The organism is Paenibacillus dakarensis (assembly GCF_001373415.1).
Classification (GTDB): domain Bacteria; phylum Bacillota; class Bacilli; order Paenibacillales; family Paenibacillaceae; genus Paenibacillus_AQ; species Paenibacillus_AQ dakarensis.
This window is the reverse complement of the sequence record NZ_CDSE01000057.1, coordinates 24,476-49,433: the sequence shown is the minus strand read 5'-3', so window position 1 is coordinate 49,433 and position 24,958 is coordinate 24,476. Positions and strand designations below refer to the sequence as shown.

Genomic DNA, 24,958 nt, shown 5'->3' with positions numbered 1-24,958 from the left:
GCCTATCCGGTTAAGGATATGCCTCCAGCTTCACCTGGACATGAAACGGCCTTCGCCTGTTTATATATAGAAAACAAATAAATGATTACTGGTTGTTCTGGTTCACACCGGCAGCCACTTTCAAACGCAGTGCGTTCAAGCGGATAAATCCGGTTGCATCGCCTTGATCGTACGCTTGGGTAGGATCCGCTTCCATCGTTGCAATGTCCGGGTTGTACAGGCTGACTGGGCTTTTTACACCAGCACTAATGACATTGCCTTTATACAGCTTCACGCGAACCGTACCTGTCACGTTCTTCTGGCTTTCGGTTACTAGTGCCTGCAGTGCCAAGCGCTCAGGAGCAAACCAGAAACCGTTGTACACGAGTGTACTGTAACGGGTAATCAGGCTGTCACGCAGATTCATTACTTCACGGTCCATCGTGATGGACTCCATTTTGCGGTGAGCTGTGAACAGAATGGTTCCGCCCGGCGTCTCATATACACCACGGCTCTTCATGCCTACGAAACGATTCTCCACCATATCAACACGGCCGATACCATGCTTGCCGCCGAGCTCGTTCAACTTCTCCATCGCCGCAAGCGGGCTAAGCTTCTCACCGTTCAGCGCCACACAGTTCCCCTTCTCGAACTCAAGCTCGAGGTATTCCGGCTCATTCGGAGCATCCTCAGGAGATACGCTGAGCAGGTACATGTCCTTGCTCTCCGGAGCACTTGCATCGAACCAAGGATCTTCAAGTACGCCGCTCTCATAACTGATATGTAACAGGTTGCGGTCCATCGAGTAGGACTTCGCAGCAGATGCGGTAACCGGAATACCATGCGCTTCTGCATAAGCGATCATCTCCGCACGGCCCGGGAATGCATTACGGAACTCTTCCAGACGCCAAGGTGCAATCACGTCAATGTCAGGTGCGAGACCTGCCACACCCAGCTCAAAGCGAACCTGGTCGTTTCCTTTACCTGTCGCGCCGTGTGCAATCGCTGTAGCGCCTTCAGCGCGGGCAATCTCGACCATACGCTTCGCGATCAGCGGACGTGCAATGCTTGTGCCGAGCAGGTACTGCCCTTCATACATGGCACCAGCCTGGAACATCGGATAGATGAAGTCCTCAGCGAATTCTGCACGGAGGTCGTCAATATATACTTTGGAAGCGCCGGTAGCCAGAGCTTTTTCCTCCAGGCCGTCCAGCTCTTCCTTCTGTCCAATATCCGCAGTGAATGCAATGATCTCCGCGTCGTAGGTCTCTTTCAGCCATTTCAGGATAATCGATGTATCCAGTCCGCCGGAATATGCGAGTACTATTTTTTGTTTAGCCATGGTTTACCCTCTTCCTTTCTTTTCGATATATATTTGAATGATAGAGTCTTAGTTTTAGCATCACTTCGATTGCGGATTGTTCTTACGATCGCTCTTGTCCCCAGATTTCTTGAACTATGTTTATTCTATGTAGAAATCTGTGAACAAAGGCGACCACTATCGTTTCTCCAGAACAATTCCGCCTTCTCCGTTGGAGCCGATTCTACTTCTCTAGCTCAAATATATAGTATTTCTCCTATACTTTTAACCCATGAGGGCGACCATCAAAGCCTTTTGGGCATGCAGACGATTCTCTGCCTGATCAAAAATAACCGAGTTCGCGCCGTCAATGACGCCTTCGCTCACTTCTTCGCCGCGGTGGGCCGGCAGGCAATGCAGGAACAGGTAATCCGGCTTCGCTGCCTGTACCAGCTTCTCATCCACCTGATACGCTGCAAAAGCAACCTCCCGCTGCTTCTGCTCCTCTTCAAAGCCCATGCTCGCCCATACGTCCGTATAAATGACGTCCGCACCCTTGACCGCTTCCTGCGGGTCCTGCGTAACCGTAATCTCCGCTCCGGTCTCACGGGCAATTTCACGGCTCAGCTGAACAATCCGCTCATCCGGTTCATAGCCATCCGGGCTTGCCACAGCAACATGCATGCCCATCTTGGCTCCGCCAATCAGCAGGGAATTCGCCATGTTATTGCCATCCCCGACGAATGCCATCTTAAGCCCTTTCAGCTTGCCTTTATGTTCAAGAATCGTCTGAAGATCAGCCAGTACCTGGCACGGATGTGCCATATCGCTAAGTCCGTTAATGACAGGAATCGATGCATAACGGGCAAGGTTAATTACATTGTCGTGACCAAAGGTACGGATCATGATTCCATCCAGATAACGGGACATTACCTGTGCCATATCACTGATCGGCTCGCCGCGTCCGAGCTGGATGTCGTTCTTGCTCAAGAAGAGCGCATGTCCGCCCAGCTGGAACATTCCAGCTTCAAAGGACAATCTCGTCCGTGTGGATGATTTTTCAAAAATAAGTCCAATCGTCTTGCCTTTAAGCGGCTGATATACCTCGCCGTTCTTCTGCTTGCGCTTGATCTCGATAGCCGAGTCCAGCAAAAACTGAATCTCCTCCGGCGTATAATCATCAAGCTCGATCATGTCGCGTCCTTTAAACGTCATCTCCTGCACATGTCCGTTAGGGGTCATAAGCTGCATCCTCCTTACCAAATCCTTGATTTATTTATTGTATCACGTTTGAATCCGTTTCATATACTCTACACTTGCTCAACAGCGGAATGCTCATGAATCAGCTTCACCAGGATGCTCACGGCCTGATCGATCTCTTCCTTCGTCACCAGGAGATTCGGAAGAAGGCGAATTACATTCGGACCTGCCGTTATGAACAGCAGCCCATTTTTCTGACCTGCCAGCACAATGTCACCAACCGGTGCTTCGCATTCAATTCCGACAAGCAGTCCCAGCCCGCGAACTCCCTTTACAAAAGAGTGACCTTCAAGCTCCGCCTTCAGGCGCTCCATTAAATATAGTCCCGACTCTGCAGCCCGCTGCGGCGCCTGTTCTTCAAGAATCGTCTCGATTGTTGCCGTCACAGCAGCCGTAGCAAGCGGTGTCCCGCCGAAGGTAGAGCCATGGCTTCCAGCTGTAAAGGCATCACGCAGATAGCCCTTGCCGAGCATGGCTCCCACAGGAAAGCCAGATCCAAGCCCTTTTGCTACTGTAAAAATATCCGGCTCAATGCCGTAATGCTCATGCGCGAACAGCTTGCCTGTACGGCCCATGCCTGTCTGCACTTCATCAACGATGAGCAGCAGCCCGTGCTTGCTGCAGAGCTCGCTGACAGCCTTCATAAACTCAGGCTCCACGGGATAGATACCGCCTTCCGCCTGCACCATCTCCATCATAATGGCAGCCGTATTCTCGCCAATCGCAGCTTCAAGGGCCGGAAGATCATGCAATGGTACGCTTTTGAAGCCGGCAGGAAGCGGAAGGAAGCCTTCTTTTACTTTATCCTGACCGGTAGCGGTCAGCGTTGCCAGGGTCCGGCCGTGGAAGGATTGGGTGAAGGTGATGATTTCATAGCGGTTCGACCCTTTTACTTTTTGATGATAACGACGTGCCAGCTTGATTGCAGCCTCATTCGCTTCAGCCCCGCTGTTACAGAAAAATACCGCATCCGCGCAAGTATTCTCCGTTAACAGGGACGCAGCCTTTTCCTGGCCGGGAATCTGAAACAGGTTCGATACATGCCACAGCTCATCCAGCTGTGCCTTGAGCTTTTCCTTGACCTTTACAGGTGCATGCCCCAGGTTCGTTACCGCAATTCCGCACATAAAGTCCAGGTATTTGTTGCCCTTATCGTCCCAGAGCCAGCTTCCTTCCCCTTTGACCAAGCTGATCGGGTATCTTGCATAGGTAGGAAACAGAGAGCTTTCTGCCCCCTCTTTCGAGTTCATTCCTCCAGCGATTACCTCATTACTCTTGACCATTCCTGCCACACTCCTATCCCTTAACGTATGACGGCCGGATGGCTCCGGCCGCAGGTAGCATAAAACCCTTCAAGTCGTTATATATGAGAGCAAAAAAACTGACTACATCCGTACAATACGCGTTCCAATCTTCTCCCCTGATAACACACGGCTCAGTACACCTGGCTCACTGCCGTCCACGATCACAACCTCGCGAACCTTGCCGTGAATGCAGCTGATCGCCGCCCTCACCTTCGGAATCATACCGCCGTAAATTTCACCTGTTCCGATCATGTCTTCAATTTCCTGGACGGTGATGGTTGGAAGGACTTTCTTCTCACTTCCGCTCCCCTTCATAATGCCGGGCACATCCGTAACGACAACCATCTGACTTACGCCGAGATGAGAAGCAACCGCACCCGCAGCCGTGTCAGCATTGATGTTATAACGCTGGCCTGCTGCATCGACGCCGATCGGTGCAATGACAGGCATATACCCCATTTCCTGCACACCCTTGATAATAGAGGCTTCAACCTCGGTGACATCACCAACATAGCCGACTTCCGCACTGTTCGTCACAGGCTTAGCCTGAATGAGACCGCCGTCTGAACCGGATAATCCAAGCGCTTTTCCGCCAACACTTTGGATACGGCGCACGATCTGCTTATTAATGCTTCCCGCCAGCACCATCTCCACCACGTCAAGCACCTCTTCAGTCGTCTTGCGCAGACCGTTCACGAACTCCGTCTCAATCCCGAGCTTCTCCAGATTACCCGAAATTGCAGGACCTCCACCGTGCACGATAACAGGGGTGACACCCTGCTCCTGGAGCTTCTTTAAGTCTTCAAAAAATACTTCAGGCAGCGCAGCCAGTGTACTTCCTCCACATTTCATCACAAAATTACTAACAGGCGCCTTGCCTTGCGGCTGCTTCTTAATCATATCCGCGATACTCTCCAAATCCGTTCCCCTCCTATATCCAGGCTCTCACCCGCAAAAGCTTATGTCCGGTAAGCCGCATTAATTCGAACGTAATCATATGTCAAATCACAGCCCCATGCTGTCGCACTGCCTGTGCCGTTATGCAGATTTACATCAATGTGTACGGTATCGCCCTGCAGGTATGCAAGCGCCGCATCCTCGTCAAAAGCTACCGGGCTGGACTGCTCCAGCACCTGAATCGGCCCAATCGAAATATCCACCGTGTCCGGGTTCACCGGACGGCCTGCACGACCGACGGCTGCAATAATCCGCCCCCAGTTCGCATCTGCGCCGAATACCGCCGACTTCACCAGGCTGGATCCGATAATTGTCTTCGCGATCGCCTGTGCATCGTCATTACATTCCGCGCCTTGAACATGGACCTCAATCAAGTGCGCTGCTCCCTCGCCGTCTCTTGCAATTGCAATGGCAAGCATACGGCACACATACTCAAATCCTTCCGCAAAAGCCTTCCAGTCCGGATGCGCTGGCGTCAGCTCCTCATTACCAGCAAGTCCGCTAGCCATAGCGATCAGCATATCATTCGTGCTTGTATCCCCATCGACTGTAATCATGTTGAACGTCAGATCGGTCGTGCCCCGCAGCAGAACCTGCAGCGCTTCCTGCCCGATGACCGCATCGGTTGTCATGAACCCCAGCATGGTCGCCATATTCGGATGAATCATCCCCGAGCCTTTGGCAGCACCTGCAATCGTAACCTCATGGCCGTCTACGTTAACGGTGACGCAGGCTTCTTTTTTAACGAGGTCTGTTGTCAAAATTGCCTGGCTAAACGATTCCGCACCCGCCTTCTCTCCATTAATCCGGGATGGGAGTCCGGCGATTCCGGACTGTACCCGGTCCATTTTGAGCAGCTCGCCAATAACGCCTGTGGAAGCCACGGCTACATCCTCTTCTGCAATGCCGAACTGAGCCGCCGTCTGCGAACGCATCGTATATGCATCCGCTTCTCCTTGTTTGCCTGTACATGCATTGGCGTTCCCGCTGTTCACAACCACAGCCCGAAGCTTCCCGTTATGGAGGCTCTCCCGCGTTACCTTCAGCGGCGCTGCCTGGAATACATTCGTTGTATAGACAGCCGCGGCAACCGCAGGCACATCACATACAATGACGCCCAGATCGTTGCGATCCGTCTTCTTCAGCCCGCAGTGCAGGCCTCCTGCCTGAAACCCCTTCGGTGAAACAATGGTTCCCCCGTCTACGATGGTATATAAATGTTCTTCCATATGGCTCTCCCATTCTTACGGATACACAGGTGTAAACGTAAGTCCGAGACTCTCCTCCCATCCCATCATTAAATTCAGGTTTTGGATCGCCTGACCTGCAGCGCCCTTCACCACATTATCTATTACGGAAACAAAGGTAACTCTTCCCGTCCGGGAATCCACCGCAAAGCCGATATCGCAAAAGTTCGAGCCGCTTACTTCTTTGGTCGCTGGCCAGATACCGCGATCCCGAATACGTACAAACCGGCGGCCTTTGTAATACTGACGATACAGCTCCACAAAATCCTCCTCAGTATATGCGCCCAGTAGGGAGGCGTACATCGTACTCATGATTCCTCTTGTCATGGGAGCGAGGTGGGTTGTGAAGGTCACGGTCACTTTCTCGCCCGCAACTTCACTCAGTACCTGCTCAATCTCGGGAATATGCTGATGTTTATTGATCTTGTATGCTCTAAAATTCTCGTTGATTTCCGGATAGTGAAATCCCTGATTCACGCCGCGGCCCGCTCCGGATACGCCCGACTTGGCATCGATAATCAAGCTCGCCGGATCAATCCAGCCGGCGCTGATCGCCGGGATCAGGCCAAGCAGTGTAGCTGTAGGATAGCAGCCCGGGTTGGAAATGAAGTTCACGTCTGCTGCTTCTTCACCAAATACTTCGCATAAGCCGTATACGGCCTGTGCAAGTACGTCTTGGTCCGGAGCTTCGTGCTTATACCATTCTTCATACACGCTGCCGTCCTTGATTCGAAAATCGCCGGATAGATCGATGACCTTCAAGCCTGCCTCGAGCAGCTGCGGCACCAACTTGCCGCTTACGCCTGATGGTGTGGCCGTAAACACGACATCTGCCCGTTCCGCGATTTCAGCGGGTACAACACCGTCCAGGTTCCGCTCTACGATGCCGGTCAAATGCGGGAATCCGTCCGAAATGGGTACGCCTGCACTGGATGAGGAGATCACCGATGTAATCTCCACTTGCGGGTGATGCGCAAGCAATCGGATTAGCTCCACCCCTCCATAGCCGGTTGAACCGACAATCGCGGCTCTTAATTTCTTCTGTTCTGTCATCGATCGATCCCTCTCTCCCACCTGTGCTGGTATGATTTTCTTATCCGTCTCATAAATATGTATTATTATACGTCCGTATTCATATTAATACAATACAAATCTTGCTATTCATATAAAAATGGGCTCATCGTCAAGGCAGCCTCAGTGTTGCATTAGTGTTGCATTAGTGTTGCATCACTACGAATACGGATTATTCTTACGATCGCTCTTGCCCCCGGATTTCCTTTGAATTTATATCATATGTTGAAATCCGGGGACAAAGGCGCCGCTTCGCTTCTTCAGAATAATTCCGTCTTCTCCGTTGTAGCAGGTACTCAGCTTAATCAATGCAGCGTTCAGCTACATTCATCCTAAAATCGCTGCTCGTAATCCTCTTTCAGGATGGCGTACCATTTGAAGTCTCGGTGGGTTCCCTTCACCTTCTCGGCTTTGCGCTGGGTGCCCTCGTATGTCATGCCGATCTTTTCCATCACTCTTGAAGAGCCTGTGTTATCTGCTATGCATCTTGCTTGGATTCGCACGAGGTCCATTTTGGTGAAGGCAAAGCGTAATAATTCGGCTGCCGCTTCGGTAATGATCCCTTTTCCCCAGTAATCCTTACCAAGAACATAACCCAGCTCCGCCACCTGATGCTCGGGCTTCCAGAATACAAAGTCTACGGTTCCAATCATCCGGCCATTTTCCTTGTACTCGATCCCCCATGGCGCTATTGTCTTGTTCTCATATCTCTCCACTACGAAGCTAATGTAGCCGAGAGTATTTTCAATGGTTCGGTGTGTCTCCCAAGGCACGAATCTGGATACTTCATCATCCGACGCATAAAGGAACATGTCCTCGGCATCATCCATGGTGATCTTCCTCAGAATGAGCCGTTCCGTTTCCAGCACAGGCAAATCTCCGTATATTTCCTCCACTCCCATACTCACACCCCCATAGATTAGTTCTCATTATAGCTGTAACTAGCAAAAATAAAAGAGGAATTCCATAAGTAGATATAAAAAAAACCAGACAAGGATAAATCCTTGTCCGGCCCGTTTTTCTGTAAATGTTCTATGAATATTTTCGTATTTGAAGCCGACGCTTTAGGCCTTCTGGAAGCCCTCGCCAAGCACCTCATGCGCGTTGCTAATGATGACAAAAGCTTTTGGATCGACGTTCTGCACCACGGCCTTTAATCGCTGGATTTCGCTATTGCCTACAACCACCATGAGCACTGTACGATCTTCTCCGGTATAACCGCCTTGACCGTTCAATTTGGTCAGACCACGATCCAGGTCTTTCAGAATGGCATTCGAGATCGACTCGGTTTCATCCGAGATGATATAAGCCACCTTTGTAAAATTAAAGCCAAGCTCGATCGCGTCAATCACCTTGCCTGTAACGTACAGTCCGATCAGCGCATAAAGCGCCTGCTCTAATGTCAGCACCAATGCAGCCGAGGTGATCACCAGTGCATCAAGCAGCACGACACATAAGGAAAAGCTCAGTCCGCTGTATTTTTGTACTATCTGGGCCAGGATCGTAAGTCCCCCTGTGGAGCCTCGTCCCCGATACACAATCCCCATTCCGACACCTACGCCAATGCCTCCAAAGATCGCGGCGAGAAGCATGTTCGTGGTCGGAACGATCCAGTCGCTCGTTAAGTATACGAACAACGGCAGAATGATGCTGCCCAGCAAAGATCTTATTCCATAATTCCGTCCAAGGAGCAGGAACCCAAATACAAACAACGGAATGTTCAGCATCCACTGTGTATAAGCGGGCTCAATCCCGAGCCATGACTCCACTAATACGGATATCCCTGACACTCCTCCGGATGCGATCTGGTTCGGAACGAAAAACATATTAAATGATATTGCCATAAGAAATGAACCCACGATGATAAACAGCATATCGACCAGTCTGCGGACAGGTCCGTTCACCGGGATGAGCGGTTCTCTTCGTTTGGTATTTGGTGTTTGGCTCATGCTAGTTTATATTCTCCTCTTGCTTAGGCATCCTGCTTCATCTGGCTGCGCAGGTATCCATCGATGAATCCGTCTATATCCCCGTCCATAACGGCACCGACGTTACCCGTCTCCACCTGGGTCCGGTGGTCTTTGACCATGCTGTACGGATGAAAAACATAAGAACGAATCTGGCTGCCCCAGGCAATATCGGATTGCTCACCGCGAATTTCATCCAGCTCCTTCTGCTGCTCCTCAATCTTGCGCTCATAGAGTTTCGAACGAAGCATAGTCATCGCCTGCTCACGGTTCTTAATCTGGGAGCGCTCATTCTGGCAGGTAACGACCACACCTGTTGGAATGTGCGTAATCCGCACCGCAGAATCCGTGGTATTAATATGCTGTCCGCCCGCGCCGCTGGCACGGTAGGTATCAATCTTCAGATCTTCTGTACGAATTTCTACATCCACATCATCCGTAATTTCCGGAACGACATCGCAGGATACGAAGGACGTGTGACGACGACCTGACGAATCAAAAGGTGAGATACGAACAAGTCGGTGCACGCCTTTCTCTGCTTTTAAATAACCGTAAGCATTGAATCCTTTAATAAGCAGTGTCACGCTCTTGATCCCTGCTTCATCCCCTGGCAGATAGTCAAGTGTCTCGACCTTAAAGCCGCGCTTCTCAGCCCAGCGGGTGTACATCCGAAGCAGCATTTGCCCCCAGTCCTGGGACTCGGTTCCGCCAGCACCCGGATGAAGCTCCAGAATCGCATTAAGTTTGTCATACGGCTGGTTGAGGAGCTGCTGCAGCTCGAATTCTTCCACACGTTTTGCGATATCACGGATGGACTCGCCCATCTCATCACCAAGGGACTCATCTCCCTCTTCATCCGCAAGCTCAATCATCACGACCGCATCGTCAAAATCCTGCTGCAGCTTCTCATATTGATCAACGCCCGATTTCACTGCATTCATCTCTGCAATGAGACTTTGCGCTTTTTCGTTATCATCCCAAAAATCCGGAGCAGACATCTTCTCTTCGAAGTTCGCAATCTGCTCATGCTTAAGATCTAAGTCAAAGAGACCCCCTAAGATTGGTTAATTTCCTGCTGATTTCGCGCAGGTCCTGCTTCACACTTGGATCGATCATGATACCTCTTCCTTTCTTTTCCCTACATATATGTTCATTATACCCATCATACCTAAAATGAGGTTCTCAAGGGCATATTGGCAAAAATTTTCACAATTAAAATAAAGAAGGGGATGGATTCGGGGATCCACCCGCTGTTTAAGTCGCATTCATCTGAAGCGCCCTATCGTAACACGTATTTGCCTGTTTCTTCACAACAACTCCCTTAAGGGTGCACAGAAGGAACACCGGGGGACTATTAGAAGCCATCCCGATGTTCCCCCGTTACTCTCTCAAGGGAGTCTGTGAATGTATCGCTCTTACAGCAATACGGTAGGACTATTCATCTGTATATTAAGCGTTCTGTCCGTGGCAATGCTTGTACTTCTTGCCGCTGCCGCAAGGACAAGGATCGTTGCGTCCGATCTGCTGGTCAACCTGAACAGGACGCTTCTCTGCAGGCTCACCATTCGTAGATACCTTGCTCTCTTCTACAACAGCCTGGCGCTCCTGGTTGGTCTCGATATGTGCCTTCATAATATAGTTTGCTACTTCTTCCTGGATCGAAGCGATCATCGCATGGAACATTTCGAAGCCTTCAAACTGATATTCACGAAGCGGATCGGTACCGCCGTAAGCACGGAGATGAATACCCTGGCGAAGCTGATCCATCGCATCGATATGATCCATCCATTTACTGTCAACGGAACGCAGCACGATAACCTTCTCGAACTCACGCACCAGCTCTTCGCCGATGGATTCCTCGCGCTCCTTGTACTTCTGCAATACACGCTCAAAGAGGTGTTCGGTAATTTCGTCAGCTTCCTTGCCCCACAGCTCGTCGCGCGTTACAGCCCCTTCATCAAGAAGCTTGGTGTTGACGTAATCCGCAACCTCCTGCAGCTCCCAGTTCTCTGGAATATCATCACTGCAGTGTGCCGCAACGACACGCTCAATGACTGGCTTGATCATATCAAGAACGATCTGCTTGATATCTTCGGATTCCAGAATTTCGCGGCGCTGCTTATAAATAATCTCACGCTGCTGGTTCATTACGTCATCATATTGAAGAACGACTTTACGCACATCAAAGTTATTGCCTTCAACACGCTTCTGCGCAGATTCTACAGCACGGGTAATCATCTTGCTCTCAATTGGCTGGTCTTCCTCGAAGCCGAGGCGTTCCATCATATTCATTACATTGTCTGTACCAAAACGCTTCATCAGCTCGTCTCCAAGAGACAGGTAGAACTGGGTTGAACCCGGGTCACCCTGACGGCCGGCACGACCGCGAAGCTGATTATCAATCCGGCGTGATTCGTGGCGCTCTGTACCGATGATATGGAGCCCGCCGATCTCTTGTACACCTTCGCCAAGCAGGATGTCAGTACCGCGTCCTGCCATGTTCGTAGCAATCGTTACGGAACCTGGCTGACCAGCGCGGGAGATGATCTCCGCCTCTTCAGCATGGTACTTGGCATTCAGAACCTTGTGCTGCACGCCTTTGCGCTTCAGCATGTCTGACAAGCGCTCCGAGTTCTCGATTGATACGGTACCAACCAGAACCGGCTGATTCTTCTTGTGACGTGCTACAATCTCTTCCACAACAGCTTTAAATTTACCCTCTTCGCTCTTGTAGACGACATCCGGCATATCGATCCGCTGATTCGGCTTGTTCGTAGGAACCTGAAGCACTTCAAGACCATAGATTTTCTTGAATTCCTCTTCTTCCGTCTTCGCCGTACCTGTCATGCCAGCCAGCTTGCGGTACATACGGAAGTAGTTCTGGAACGTAATGGTCGCAAGTGTCATGCTCTCATTCTGTACCTCGATGCCTTCCTTTGCCTCAATCGCTTGGTGCAGGCCATCGCTGTAACGGCGTCCGGCCATCAGACGACCTGTAAATTCGTCAACGATCACAACTTCGTCTTCCGTTACCACATAATCAACGTCACGACGCATGATCACGTTCGCTTTCAGTGCTTGAACCACATGGTGATTGAGCGTAACATGATTATGGTCATACAGGTTATCAATTCCGAAGGCGCGTTCTGCCTTAGCTACACCCTTCTCGGTCAGAGAAACGGCTTTGACCTTAATATCTACCGTGAAATCTTCTTCCGGTACCAGACGCTTAACGAAACGGTCAGCTAAATAATACAGCTCCGTGGATTTCTGGGCTTGTCCCGAAATAATGAGTGGTGTACGAGCTTCATCGACCAGGATCGAATCCACCTCGTCAATGATACAAAAATAAAGCGGACGCTGTACCATTTGCTCTTTATACAGCACCATATTATCACGCAGGTAATCGAAGCCGAACTCGTTGTTCGTTCCGTACGTGATATCACATGCATATGCTTCCTGCTTATGTGCATGGTCCATACCGCTCAAGTTAACTCCAACGGTCATGCCCAGGAAATTATATATTTGCGCCATTTCTTCGCTGTCACGTGTTGCCAAATAGTCATTGACCGTAACGACATGAACACCCTTGCCAAGAAGCGCGTTTAAATAAACAGGCAGGGTTCCTACAAGCGTCTTACCTTCACCCGTCTTCATCTCTGCAATTCTGCCTTCATGGAGGGCCATCCCTCCTACCAGCTGCACGTCATAGTGACGCTTGCCGAGTGTCCGTTTGGAGGTTTCACGAACTGTCGCAAACGCTTCAGGAAGTATTTCATCCAGCGTTTCACCTTTTTCGATCCGCGCACGGAATTCTTCGGTTTTCGCCTTCAGCTGTTCATCCGAGAGCGCCTCGAATTGTGGTTCTAATTTGTTAATTACATCGACCGTCTTCATCAGACGTTTGACATCGCGCTCGTTGGTGTCGCCGAAGATCTTTTTGACAAGTCCTAGCATGGTTAACCCCTTTCGTGCAAAACAGATGATAGAATCAACTTCATTAAATGCCAAAGGGTTGAAATGATGAAATCGATTCATTGAAATCAAATGAAAAACTTTCATTCTTGCCGAGCAAGAAGAAATTAATTCCTCTGACAGTGTGTTTGCATAAATTGTAACAGTTTGTAGGGGATGCCGCAACACATTGAGGCATCTCTTCTTATATATATAAGAGCCTTCCCCCGCTGTTCACGGGTGAAGGCTCGTCTTCAACATTTCAGGTTAAGCCGTAAATCCGGATCTTGCGTGTACAGCATTCTTTTTGTGCAAAAGCTTCGGGAGCCTAATCCCGTTCAATCAAGCCATACTTTCCGTCATCACGCTTGTAAACTACATTCACTTCTTGAGATTCAATGTTAGTAAATACGAAGAAATCATGACCGACCATATTCATTTGCAAAATGGCCTCTTCCACGTCCATAGGTTTCATAGCGAAACGCTTAGTACGTACAACTTCCAAATCATCTTCATCGTACTGTTCGCCGGATGCAGCACCTGTTGGGGTACCTTCCTCTACAAACACAGTCTTATGACTGCCAACCTGGCGGAACTTGCGATTAAGCTTCGTCTTATGCTTGCGGATCTGACGTTCTAACTTGTCCACAACAGCATCAATCGAAGCATACATATCATCGCTTCTGTCTTCCGCGCGAAGCACTACTCCTTGTAGTGGGATCGTCACTTCCACCGTATGCAAGCCTCGGATAACACTTAATGTTACGTAGCCTTCTGAGGTGGGGGGTGCTTCAAAATACTTCTCAAGTCTGCTGAGCTTCTTGTCAACGTAGTCTTTCAAAGCCTCGGTCACTTCAATTTGTTGACCTCGAATGCTGAATTGCATAGGGCACTCCTCCTTTGCACCTTCATTATAACACTTTGTAAGGGCTGTGTAAAAAGACGATTTTGTGTAAGTTAGCAAGCATGTAGGCGCTTTAGTGAGGAATATTACAGAAATGGATTTTCGATATAAAAAGTGGGAAAAATGGACTAACTTTTTTAGAAAAAAACAAAAAAAAGACCCCGGTTTTCACCGGAGTCTCTCGCTACCCGTATCTTTAAATTGTTAACCATCTAACCATATATGTAGGTCGGCTGAGCCGGGATGATTATAATTTGATTACGTTAGCTGCTTGCGGTCCGCGGGCACCTTCAACGATTTCGAACTCTACGGATTGTCCTTCTTCCAGAGTCTTGAAGCCTTCGGATTGAATTGCGGAGAAATGTACGAATACGTCGCCGCCATCCTCAGTCTCGATGAAGCCATAACCCTTCTCTGCGTTGAACCATTTAACTTTACCTTGCATGCACTAACATTCCCTTCATCATCAAATATAATAGTATGTGGTATGACACCATTTGTCCACATTTCCGACTATAACACCCAAACTTATCCATTGTCAATCGAGACAAAAGTAGGAGTTTTGCGGAAAATGAAAAGGCTGTCATGAGGTATTACCCATACTTGAGAGATTTGAACCATAAACCGAAAAATAATTACAACTAGTAACATAAATTAATCATTTATCTTACTAAATCATATTATTATATATTCACGTAAAGCTTGGTAAGGGTCTTCCACATTCCCCTTCAATTCGCTAATCATCTCTTTAATGATGGTTTGATAACTCTCAGATTGTAAATGCTTATACTCTTCCAGTAAGTGTTCATAAGTACAGATCAAACCAAGATTAATAACTATAAATGTAATTAAATTCGCTTTTTCCTCAGAGAGTGGATGCCATATCTGAATGAGCCACTTGTCGATATGTGCTCTAATTTCAGAATTCAACAATTCAAATGTATACCACTGCCGTATGGTCAGTTCCTTCAATTGTATTAAGGCCTCTATTTCTTCAATTTGAGAGTTCACGATTCGAGTTAATAATTCCTGAAAGCACCCCTTCAAGAATCTCTCATCCAGCCGTTCGGGCAAGTCTTTATAATCCATGCTTCTCACCTCTCAATGTTGATCCGTACTATTATAGAACTAAAGAGATTAGAAGAAAGCTTCCCTAGCACAAAAAGGCCTAGCCATCTCATGCCAGGCCTTCAGGATGATCTTATTTCCCTGAGATTTTAGTAACCTTCTCCATCATTTCATTCTTTTTAGAAGCAATAGCTGCTTTATAGGAGGATTCAGCTTTTTTAGCTAACTCATTATCTAAACCATTCGCCTTGAGATCTGCCTTCAACCGATCCAACTGAATATAAAAGGCTCCATCGACTTTATCCTGCAGCTTATTGGCTGCGCTCATATATGTGGATGAAATATCCACCAAAGAACGACCTGCGCGGTAGTCCTTAAGTGCTTTCTCTGCTAAAGTATCCAGCTTAGAGAGAGCTACAGACTCCAATCTTTCAAACACACCTGAATATTTATTCTCGATCTCCTGCTTCTTGTCTATTGGCTTAGCAGGCTCAGCAGGCTTAGCAGGCTTAGTCTGATCTACATTCTCTTTCCCTGGCTTTTGAGGCTTCTGAGAAGCAGTTGGCGTTTTTTCTGTGATAGATGAATCCTTAGGGTCTTTTGGTTGGTCTTTTGGTTGTTGACCAGGCTGCTTATCTGCCTCTTTACCTGTTGGATCCCCCTCTTTACCAGACGGTACCTCTTTTCCATCAGTAGTGGGTTCCACGTCAGGAATCAAATCTGGATTAAACTCCAGATCAAATTCAGAAAAGTCAAAGAAGTCTTGATCTACTCCAATATCCTCGGCCGCAATATCCTTATGAGTTAGATAATAGAAGCCACCCCAACCGGCACCACCAAGAACTAAAAGAACAATTAATGTAATCCATAAGGGCTTTTTCGACTTTTTTCTTCTTTTACGTCTTTCTTTGACTTGTTCCATAGTGTACCTCGCAGAATTTTTTTGTTACCTTACTATACCCGTTTTTTGGAAGGGTGAATTTAGAATCCCAAACACCGTCTAGTATCTATGATTATGTATCAACAGTAATTCACCTGATTATATAATCCATATGCCAAGGTTAGTAATCTTTTTTTAAACTAAATTATAAGAATACTATTCATAAATCATCGATTCATTTTTCTTAACTTTCCCGTTATTTAAAAGCAATATGAAGATCATCATTATTAGTTTTATTATATTTGATATCAACATACCTATACAAAAGCCTAGTAATCCGTACAAATGATAAAATATAAATACAGCTAAAACGGTAATAATTAAGTTAGACCCACTAATTCCTAATTGCCAATTAATATTCTTAAACCTTAATATAATCGGGTTAATTATAGAGCTTATCAAATCAACTACAGTAGTTGCAGCTGTAACAGATATTAACTGCGCTGATTCAGTTGCCCATTGCGGATACAGTAAATATAACATCGGTTCACTGATTGCCATTATAATAAAATAACCCACAATTCCTATACCAGTCATTAAACTCATAAGGATGACCAGATGTTTCATTTTAAATTCTTGCATTTTAGCAAGATAACTTAACATTACACTAGTTACAGGAGTTATTACCCTTGTAATTAGTTTACTAAGAACTGTCGCAGAATAATAAACAGATACAGCAGTGGGACCGAGTAATGGAAATAATATAAGTTTATCAGCATATGAAAGAACAGTTTTCATAAAAGTCGAAGAAAATAAAACCACAGCTTTGTATGACGTCTTTTTAAATAGGATCGTAGTAGCAAAACCTTCCTTTAATAAGTTTGATTTCTTAATAATATACAAAAGGCTAAAAAAGGTTCCTACTATATAAATCAATTGCCAGTAACCAAACATATAGAAAAAAAGAAAACCAAATAAATAACCTATACCTAGAATAATATTGTTTACCAAAATTCCTTTGTAATTTAGAGACAATCTAAAGCTTACGATAAGGTATTCCCTTACTAAACTTAAACAAGAAATCCCTAAAATTAGTATTATATTCATAAAAGAAGGATGATCTTCATAATATAATGTTCCAACAATAACTAAAATTGAATTTATAATAATACTATTAACTAGTAATACATTAAAATCACCACTGAGACCATTCTTTTGGTAGTTCTCATTCTCAAGCAATCTCACATTATTTAGAACATTGCCAAGGGGAAGGCTTATTAGTGTTGTTAAACTGACCAGTGTTACCATTAAACCATATTTAGAATTCCCTAAAATTGTTCCTATAATAGGCAATATTATTAATTGAAGAATTATTAATGGTAGTGACGTTGCAATTATATTCAGTATAGAATCATAAATCATCTTTTTTTTCATAGAGGAATACTCCTTAAAATATAAAACAACATTGAATCACTACTCTAAAGAATTAAATGAAGGAATCTCTTTTCCTTCGCTAGATAGGATCCATTAACAAAGAAAGCTGCGCGCAGTATTATCATAATAAATTGTTTCACTTCGATGTTTTTCAATTATGAATGGGGAAGTAGCAAGCAATGCCGCAAAGGAGAATAAAGCTCTATTTGCGTTTAAATCTCCACTTACCATAGCGTTCATCAAGAAAAATAGAAAACCCGATAATAAAACAATCTGCAATCCATCTAAGCTATGATTCTTCTTTTTGTACAAGATAATCGAACGATAAATAACAAATACAAAAAATAAAACTAGCCAAATTACACCTAATAACCCCAACTCAGATAAAAACTCTAAAAAGATATTATGGGCATATACCCCATCGGTGCCATAATAATATCTACCAAAACTACCAATACCACCACCGAAAAACGGGTTATCTTCAAACATTTTTATTGCTGATTGCATACGACTAACTCTGCCGATCGCTGATGCTCCACCGTCACTCTCAAATAAAACTTGAAAGCGATAGACAATTGTATGAAAATAACCTTTTGAGTATAGGAAAGGCAATGCAATAGTCAACGCAGCGACAAGAACCAATCCAGAAATTGATTTTTTCTTTATTAATACAGTATTATCCTTAATCACAAAGGATTTTTTCATGGCGTATAGACCAATAACTAGAATCGCCAATAACGGCATTCGGCTGCCCGTAGAAACTAGAGTTAATGCAACTAAAAAAAGAAAAGATAATATCAAATACTTTCCTTTCTTGCTCGCCGTGAAATAAAAATAAGCAAGCGTGATAAACCCTATACCGGTAGTTCTGGCTAATCCCTGATAGTTTCCGTTGTTAAATCCAACAAATCCGCTACCCTTTGCGAGAATCGCCGGCAATGAAAACAAAGACAAGATTACAGATAGAATAGATATGGATAACAATACTCTTCTAATTGAATCCCTGTTCCTTACGAACAATAATGGTAATAAATATGCAGGTGTGGTTAAAGCTACAAATTTAACGATTTTCTCTAAAGAGCTGTCCGTGACACCAGTAATTAAAATACTTAATAACATTAACCATAGTAAAGATCCCGAAAGAACAATAGGCGCAATCCAAGTCGTTTTAATAACTGGTTGTTTAATGTAGTCTTTTATTACTACTATTAGAGTCAGTATTAAAAAGAAGGCTGCCAAGTCGATCGGAATGTTAAAACTCTCTTTAAATGTTCCCGAAAATAAGAACATCACATAAAAAAACTCCACAGAAAATATTATTTTAATCTTAGAAATGGTAATCCCCTCCTTTCTAATCTCGCTATTAAAACGATTAAAGGAACAGCCATAGATAGAAGATCCACATTATTTTCTAATATAGTTTTGATTGTTAATAACATTTGAGTAAATATTATTATATTCCTGCTCAATAAATTCCCATTTAAATTTATGTGATAAATTCAAACAGTTCTTAGAGATTACATCATATTTTTTTATAATTGAAATAATCTTCTGAGCTATTTGTTCTGAAGAACTAGAGTTTACTGAATAACCAACCATACCTTCTTCAAATTGACCATCAAACCCTTGTCCCTTGGTATAAATTACAGGCACTCCCTGACTTATTGATTCTGCATATACCAAACCAAACGTTTCATGTATTGACGGCATAACAAAAATATCGTTATCTCGATATATTTCTAACAACCCTTCTTTTGACATAGATCCTAAATACTTTACAAAAGGTAAGTCTTTAATTTCATTATAAATTGTTTCATCCTCAACATCTCCAACAATTGTAAACCGAACTTCAAAACCTTTTCTTTTTAAAATCTCGATTGCTTTGATAGTTGCGGAAATATTTTTGTTCTTATTAATCTTTCCAACGTAAATTAATTTTATTTTATTATTAAAATCTCTTTTTCTTTTTGCTTGGTTATTAAACCAGAAATTTTCAATTCCATTTGGAACAACAATAGACTTACTTTCGATCTGTTCTTTGAGTTCATCTGGAATATAATTATTCATAATATAGTTTCGATATCCTTTAGAAAGAAATATGACTTTTTCAGCTTTTTTCAAAATATCGATACCCGTTTTTCTCAAATGAACCATATATTTAAAAAAAGTATATATATCCGTATTTCTAACCGCAACAATATATGGTATTTTATAATCTTCATAGATTTTTTTAGCAATAAATCCATTGGAGAATAAAGAATGTGCATGAATTAATTCATAATTATCTACATCTAAATTTCGTATTAAATCCTTATATATTTTTGAATGCTTCATTCGAAATATATATCTATCATTTTTTCCGTGATTAGCACTAATAGTTGTATATTCACCTAGATTTAGACTAGATACATTCGTAGAATAATTCACGGGTACATATACTTTTAAGTCAATTCCTTTTTCAACTTGCTTTTCATACAAATTTTTATAAAATGCACTTCCATTAAAATAAGAGTTAATATGTAGTACCTTCATCCTAATCCCCCTATTTGGAATTACAGACGCCAATATGAATAGTTTTTTTCTTGCAATTCTGTTTTATTCAAAATACTCTTAACATCAATAATTACTTTTTCATTGTTCGGTAAATCCCTAAACATTCTATCAATTTGTACAATAGTCAAGTCTTTAAAATAATCATGACCAACGGCAAATACAACACAATCAGCATCATTTATCATATCAAAAGGAAGTAAATCTACTCCATATTCTAGATTTGCTTCTGCGGGATCAGCATAAGGGTCAACAATGACTGGATCTATTTCATATTCATTTAGCCGCTTAATAATATCCTCAACTTTAGAATTTCTAGTATCAGGGCAGTTCTCTTTAAATGTAATACCAAGGATGACTACCTTGGATTGTTTAACTACTTTATTAGCATGAATTATTTTTTTTATTATTACATCCGCAACAAATGAACCCATACCGTCATTTATTTGTCGACCTGATAAAATAATCTGCGAGTGATAACCAAGTCTTTCTGCTTCGTATATAAAATAGTAAGGATCTACTCCAATACAATGTCCTCCCACTAATCCCGGGTAGAATTTCAAGGCATTCCATTTCGTATTCATTGCTTCTATAACTTCTTGAGTATCTATAGCCATACGATCAAAAACGATAGCTAGCTCATTCATAAATGCAATATTTATATCACGTTGACTATTCTCAACTACCTTGGCCGCTTCAGCCACTTTAATAGAACCCGCACGATGTACTCCAGCCTCTACCACAAGCTCGTAAACCTTAGCAATTTCCTCTAAAGACTCATAATCCATCCCCGAAACAATCTTTATGATATTCTCTAACCTATGTACTTTATCACCAGGATTAATACGCTCTGGAGAATACCCTACTTTAAAATCCACACCACACTTAAGACCGGACTCTCTTTCTAAAATAGGAATACATATGTCTTCAGTAACCCCTGGATACACTGTGGACTCATATACTACAATCGAACCTCTTGTAAGATTTTTCCCTATTGTTATGCTCACACTTTCTATGGGACTTAAATCAGGCGTTTTATCAGCATTTACTGGTGTAGGAACAGCTATAATATGAAATTTTGCCTCTTGTAGCTTAGTTGAATCAGATGTGAATTCAACGGTTGTCTGCCTAATAACCTCATCACCAACTTCGTTAGTAGGATCTATTCCATTCTTGTACTGTTCAATTTTATTAGTATTAAGATCAAATCCTATAACATTAACCTTATTTGCAAATGCGACCGCAATTGGCATACCTACATAACCTAACCCAACAACCGCAACTTTTTCCTCTTTATTAACTATTTTTTCGTATAAACTCATTTGAGCGTTCCTCTCCTCCATTTACTTCTTCAATAATATTAATCAATTTTTCTGTTAATCTATTAAAGTCAAATTGATAGGCAGCTTCACGAGCATTTTTCCCCATCAAAACATTTTTTTCTTCGTCACTACAGGCTACAATTATTGCCTTTGCAATCTCCTCTGCATTTTGTACAGGAGCACTAATTCCACAATTGAATTTTTCACAAATACTATAGCCAGTCGTGTATGTTTGAACAATACACCTCCCAGCTGCTAAATACTCAAAAAATTTATTTTGGCTTTGGCCATACTTATCAAGTGAAGTACTTGAATTATGAAGTATATTTATGCAAGACTTTTTAAGCACTGACGGTACGTATTGCTTTTCAACTCGTCCTTTAAATAAAACGTTATTTATATTTTCATTTTCACATCGCTTTTTAAGTGCTTCACTTTCATCGCCAGAACCAAATATTAGAAATCTAATATCTTTTTTTCCTTGATTTTGAATTATTTTAGCAGCGTCTAATAGCATTCCGAGGTTATTAACTTTCCTAATAGAACCTGCATAAACAACATTTTTATAGTCTTTGCAATCTAAATCTGAGTCAGTAATTTTATAATATTCACTGTTTTTGTCAAAAGTGTTAATATCTACTCCATTACTTATATGATTGACCTTATTTAACTTTATAATATCGTCCCATCCTTGATCGGTTATATATTCAAAGCCACCCTCCCATGTCATAATAATAGAATCCGCTTTTTTATATATCCATTTTTCACCTTGATATAGCATTTTGGCAATAAGACTATTTCTTTTTAAAGCACCGTACGCTACGATACTTTCTGGCCATAAATCTCTCACTTCACAAATACATGGTATTCCAAATTTTCTTGCTATCTTAATTCCGGCAAGCAATGTAAGGGGATGAACACTTGAAGCTAATATCACATTTGGCTTCCCATACTGTTCAGCATACTCCTTCGATACAGAAAAAAGATTTTTATAAAAGGAAAACATGTTTTGGATCCGTTGTCGCCCATTACCAATATATTTAGGTGTTTTCACAAATACAAAGGGGATTTCATTAGTGACATCTGAAGCATACGTATTACTACCAGTATCTATATTCTCATTTGAATTATGAACTGTAGATGCACAAAAAATCGCTGGATTATAACCTTGTTTAACTAAGTTTTCTGCAAACCAATAATGTCTTCCCGCTTTGTCTTTATACATGTTTGTAGCATAGTGATTCCAAATCCAAATTTTCTTTTTCATAATTTTATTCTCCTAACCGGAACTCCAACATACTTTCCCGGTTCGGTTATATCCTTAACAACTACAGAACCGGCACCAAGTTTACAATCAGTAGTAATGCTAATGTTATTACTTACAATACTCCCAATTCCTAACCAAGAGCCTCTCTCAATATTAACTGATCCAGCTAAATGTACTCCCGGTGAAATATGAACAAAATCTTCGATATGATTATCATGATCTACTGTTGAACCCGTATTAATGATGCATCCTTTACCTATTACAGAACAACAGTTGATAGTTACGCCTGCCATAATAACGGTTCCCATTCCTATTTCCACTTGAGATCCAATTACCGCATTCGGGTGAATGATGACTGGAATTTTGGCTCCTAATGATTCGATAATTTCATGTATCTCTTTTCGTTTGCCATTATCGCCAATACCTACAATGATTTCGTATTCATTGATATATTCGGATATATTATGGGTTGAACCTATAACCTCTAATCCCATGAAGGTTGTAGTGTTACTATCATCTAGAAAGGCAATACTCTGCCATTTCCCCATGTTTAAAGCAATATCAGCAATGACTCTTCCGTGACCGCCCGCCCCTATAATGAGAAGTTTCTTACTCTTCATAGCTGCATCTCTCCTTGTGTTCCATTAAAGGGTTCTACTGTTGCTGCAACTGCTGAGTTGATCCCTTCTCTCTGGAACACTTTTTTTATAGTTAAGAGGATGATCTTCCAGTCATTAATGAAGCTTACGTTATCAACATATTCAACATCTAGAATGAACTTTTCTTCCCAACTGATTGCATTTCTTCCATTCACCTGTGCCAGGCCGGACAATCCTGGTCTTTCTTCATGTCGCCTTTTCTGGTATTCGTTATACAACGGTAAGTATTGCACCAGCAAAGGTCTAGGACCTACAATCGACATATCACCCTTCAAAATATTCAGGAGTTCTGGTAATTCATCAAGCGATGTCGACCTTAAAAACTTACCGAATTTTGTTAGCCTTACGTTATCAGGAAGTAATTCTCCATTTACATCTCTCTCATCAGTCATCGTTCTGAACTTATACATCATAAATATCTTTTCATTAAGACCAGGTCTACTTTGCTTAAATAACACCGGGCTTCCTAACTTCACCCTCACAAGTACGGCTACTATAAAGAACACCGGACTTAATAGGGTTATAGCTATCAGCGAGAGCACAATATCCATAGGTCTTTTTACAAACCTTCTGTATATATTGCCTTTTGACTTCCCCATCAATTCGTCCACAGCCCCTTTATGACCTTGACAACCCTCTCTAAATCGAGATCCGTCATTTTTGTATCCGAAGGAAGACAAATACCATTCTCAAATAATTTATTTGATACACCATTCCCTATATAATCAAAGCGTTCAAAAAACGGCTGCATATGCATCGGCTTCCAAACAGGTCTTGATTCAATATTCTCTCTTTCAAGAGCTTCTATAATGTCTAATGGCCTAACTTTCCCTCTCAACATCATGGAGCTCAACCAATAGTTCGGTTCATTCCACTCATTGCTTGGCATCAATTCAACGCCCTCAAGTCCTTCTAACTCTCTCTTATAAAACTCATGTATATATTTCTTCTTCTCTACCCTTTGATCTAATATTTTGAGTTGCCCTCTGCCTATACCCGCAACAACGTTACTCATACGATAGTTGAATCCCAACTCACTATGCTGATAATGCCTAGCTTGATCTCTTGACTGCGTAGCCCAGAATCTCGCCTTATTAATGCGTTCCTCATTCTTAGAGACAAGCATCCCGCCGCCTGAAGTGGTGATTATCTTGTTTCCATTAAAAGAGAAAACACCGTAGTCACCAATAGTTCCTGTGTGCTGCCCTTTATAATAAGTTCCTAATGATTCTGCCGCGTCTTCAATTACTGCAACATTATGTTTCCTGCAGATCTCCATGATTTTATCCATATCTGCTGACAGACCATATAAGTGAACAACCAAGACTGCTTTCACTTCCGGATACTTAATAAAGGCTTCTTCTAATGCCTCGGGACACATATTCCAAGTTTCATAGTTACTGTCTATAAAAACAGGAATAGCATTCTGATAGATTATAGGATTGGCTGTAGCTGAAAAAGTAAGTGTTGGACAAAAGACGATATCTCCCTCTCCTACTCCGGCAGCTTTCAATGCCAAATGAATAGCAGCTGTTCCGGAAGAAAGTGCGGCTGCTGCTTTAGAACCCACCTTAGCAGCTAATTCTCTTTCAAATCCATTTACATTTTCACCAAGTGGAGCAATCCAGTTCGTATCAAAAGCTTCCTTAATATATTCCATTTCATATCCTTCATCACTCATATGTGGCGAAGAAAGGAATATCTTCTCTTTAATCTTTGTTAGCTCCATCCACAGTTCTTCCTTTCTCTTTAAGAGTTAGTAAGTATTTGATCCGGATTAGGCTCCAATTGATTTAACAAAGACAAAGCATCCGTTAACTAAATCTCATCCCTTT

The 24,958-nt window shown here is 43.3% G+C and carries 22 protein-coding genes; all 22 read right to left on the bottom strand.

Annotated elements, in window-relative coordinates; translation table 11 throughout:
• Positions 1 to 85: 85 nt before the first annotated feature.
• Positions 86 to 1,321, bottom strand: coding sequence for an argininosuccinate synthase (locus BN1234_RS15125; protein ID WP_054957499.1), 1,236 nt, complete (start codon positions 1,319 to 1,321; stop codon positions 86 to 88).
• A 243-nt stretch (positions 1,322 to 1,564) separates the two neighbouring features.
• Positions 1,565 to 2,521, bottom strand: a complete 957-nt coding sequence (gene argF / locus BN1234_RS15120) for an ornithine carbamoyltransferase (protein ID WP_054957498.1) — start codon at positions 2,519 to 2,521, stop codon at positions 1,565 to 1,567.
• A gap of 68 nt (positions 2,522 to 2,589) precedes the next feature.
• The gene (gene argD / locus BN1234_RS15115; protein WP_054957497.1) at positions 2,590 to 3,822 is read right to left on the bottom strand and encodes an acetylornithine transaminase; all 1,233 of its coding nucleotides are present in this window, start codon (positions 3,820 to 3,822) and stop codon (positions 2,590 to 2,592) included.
• A gap of 102 nt (positions 3,823 to 3,924) precedes the next feature.
• Positions 3,925 to 4,743, bottom strand: a complete 819-nt coding sequence (gene argB, locus BN1234_RS15110; protein ID WP_054957518.1) for an acetylglutamate kinase — start codon at positions 4,741 to 4,743, stop codon at positions 3,925 to 3,927.
• 59 nt (positions 4,744 to 4,802) lie between these two features.
• On the bottom strand, positions 4,803 to 6,029 hold the full coding sequence (argJ, locus tag BN1234_RS15105) for a bifunctional glutamate N-acetyltransferase/amino-acid acetyltransferase ArgJ (RefSeq protein WP_054957496.1): 1,227 nt from the start codon (positions 6,027 to 6,029) through the stop codon (positions 4,803 to 4,805).
• A gap of 15 nt (positions 6,030 to 6,044) precedes the next feature.
• A complete protein-coding gene (gene argC, locus BN1234_RS15100; RefSeq protein WP_054957495.1) occupies positions 6,045 to 7,100 on the bottom strand; it encodes an N-acetyl-gamma-glutamyl-phosphate reductase in 1,056 nt (351 codons plus the stop codon).
• 350 nt (positions 7,101 to 7,450) lie between these two features.
• Positions 7,451 to 8,020 (bottom strand): GNAT family N-acetyltransferase, encoded by a 570-nt coding sequence (locus BN1234_RS15095; protein WP_054957494.1) that lies wholly within the window; start codon positions 8,018 to 8,020, stop codon positions 7,451 to 7,453.
• Between the two features lie 162 nt (positions 8,021 to 8,182).
• Positions 8,183 to 9,067, bottom strand: coding sequence for a YitT family protein (locus BN1234_RS15090; protein ID WP_054957493.1), 885 nt, complete (start codon positions 9,065 to 9,067; stop codon positions 8,183 to 8,185).
• 23 nt (positions 9,068 to 9,090) lie between these two features.
• Positions 9,091 to 10,201, bottom strand: a protein-coding gene (prfB, locus tag BN1234_RS15085) for a peptide chain release factor 2 (protein WP_156337230.1) whose coding sequence is annotated in 2 segments (ribosomal slippage) — positions 9,091 to 10,128 and positions 10,130 to 10,201 — 1,110 coding nt in all. Because the reading frame shifts where the segments join, the coding sequence is not laid out codon by codon here.
• Positions 10,202 to 10,534: 333 nt separating this feature from the next.
• On the bottom strand, positions 10,535 to 13,042 hold the full coding sequence (secA, locus tag BN1234_RS15080; protein ID WP_054957491.1) for a preprotein translocase subunit SecA: 2,508 nt from the start codon (positions 13,040 to 13,042) through the stop codon (positions 10,535 to 10,537).
• A 325-nt stretch (positions 13,043 to 13,367) separates the two neighbouring features.
• Positions 13,368 to 13,925 (bottom strand): ribosome hibernation-promoting factor, HPF/YfiA family, encoded by a 558-nt coding sequence (hpf, locus tag BN1234_RS15075; protein WP_054957490.1) that lies wholly within the window; start codon positions 13,923 to 13,925, stop codon positions 13,368 to 13,370.
• Between the two features lie 265 nt (positions 13,926 to 14,190).
• Complete coding sequence (locus tag BN1234_RS15070; RefSeq protein ID WP_009594275.1) at positions 14,191 to 14,388, bottom strand: cold shock domain-containing protein; 198 nt, start codon at positions 14,386 to 14,388, stop codon at positions 14,191 to 14,193.
• A 230-nt stretch (positions 14,389 to 14,618) separates the two neighbouring features.
• Positions 14,619 to 15,032, bottom strand: coding sequence for a hypothetical protein (locus BN1234_RS15065; protein ID WP_054957489.1), 414 nt, complete (start codon positions 15,030 to 15,032; stop codon positions 14,619 to 14,621).
• A 112-nt stretch (positions 15,033 to 15,144) separates the two neighbouring features.
• A complete protein-coding gene (locus BN1234_RS15060; RefSeq protein ID WP_054957488.1) occupies positions 15,145 to 15,933 on the bottom strand; it encodes a hypothetical protein in 789 nt (262 codons plus the stop codon).
• A 174-nt stretch (positions 15,934 to 16,107) separates the two neighbouring features.
• Positions 16,108 to 17,325, bottom strand: a complete 1,218-nt coding sequence (locus tag BN1234_RS15055) for an MATE family efflux transporter (RefSeq protein WP_054957487.1) — start codon at positions 17,323 to 17,325, stop codon at positions 16,108 to 16,110.
• 93 nt (positions 17,326 to 17,418) lie between these two features.
• The gene (locus tag BN1234_RS15050; RefSeq protein ID WP_054957486.1) at positions 17,419 to 18,615 is read right to left on the bottom strand and encodes an O-antigen ligase family protein; all 1,197 of its coding nucleotides are present in this window, start codon (positions 18,613 to 18,615) and stop codon (positions 17,419 to 17,421) included.
• A 114-nt stretch (positions 18,616 to 18,729) separates the two neighbouring features.
• On the bottom strand, positions 18,730 to 19,857 hold the full coding sequence (locus BN1234_RS15045; RefSeq protein ID WP_054957485.1) for a glycosyltransferase family 4 protein: 1,128 nt from the start codon (positions 19,855 to 19,857) through the stop codon (positions 18,730 to 18,732).
• A gap of 20 nt (positions 19,858 to 19,877) precedes the next feature.
• Entirely contained in the window at positions 19,878 to 21,197 is a 1,320-nt protein-coding gene (locus tag BN1234_RS15040; RefSeq protein ID WP_054957484.1) for a nucleotide sugar dehydrogenase, read from the bottom strand.
• The gene (locus tag BN1234_RS15035) at positions 21,172 to 22,464 is read right to left on the bottom strand and encodes a glycosyltransferase family 4 protein (protein WP_054957483.1); all 1,293 of its coding nucleotides are present in this window, start codon (positions 22,462 to 22,464) and stop codon (positions 21,172 to 21,174) included. Before BN1234_RS15035 ends, BN1234_RS15040 begins: the two co-directional genes overlap by 26 nt.
• A complete protein-coding gene (locus tag BN1234_RS15030) occupies positions 22,461 to 23,084 on the bottom strand; it encodes an acetyltransferase (protein ID WP_054957482.1) in 624 nt (207 codons plus the stop codon). Before BN1234_RS15030 ends, BN1234_RS15035 begins: the two co-directional genes overlap by 4 nt.
• A complete protein-coding gene (locus tag BN1234_RS15025) occupies positions 23,081 to 23,722 on the bottom strand; it encodes a sugar transferase (RefSeq protein ID WP_054957481.1) in 642 nt (213 codons plus the stop codon). The genes BN1234_RS15030 and BN1234_RS15025 overlap by 4 nt, the downstream gene beginning before the upstream one ends.
• Positions 23,722 to 24,852, bottom strand: coding sequence for a DegT/DnrJ/EryC1/StrS family aminotransferase (locus tag BN1234_RS15020; RefSeq protein WP_370734048.1), 1,131 nt, complete (start codon positions 24,850 to 24,852; stop codon positions 23,722 to 23,724). The genes BN1234_RS15025 and BN1234_RS15020 overlap by 1 nt, the downstream gene beginning before the upstream one ends.
• Positions 24,853 to 24,958: the final 106 nt, after the last annotated feature.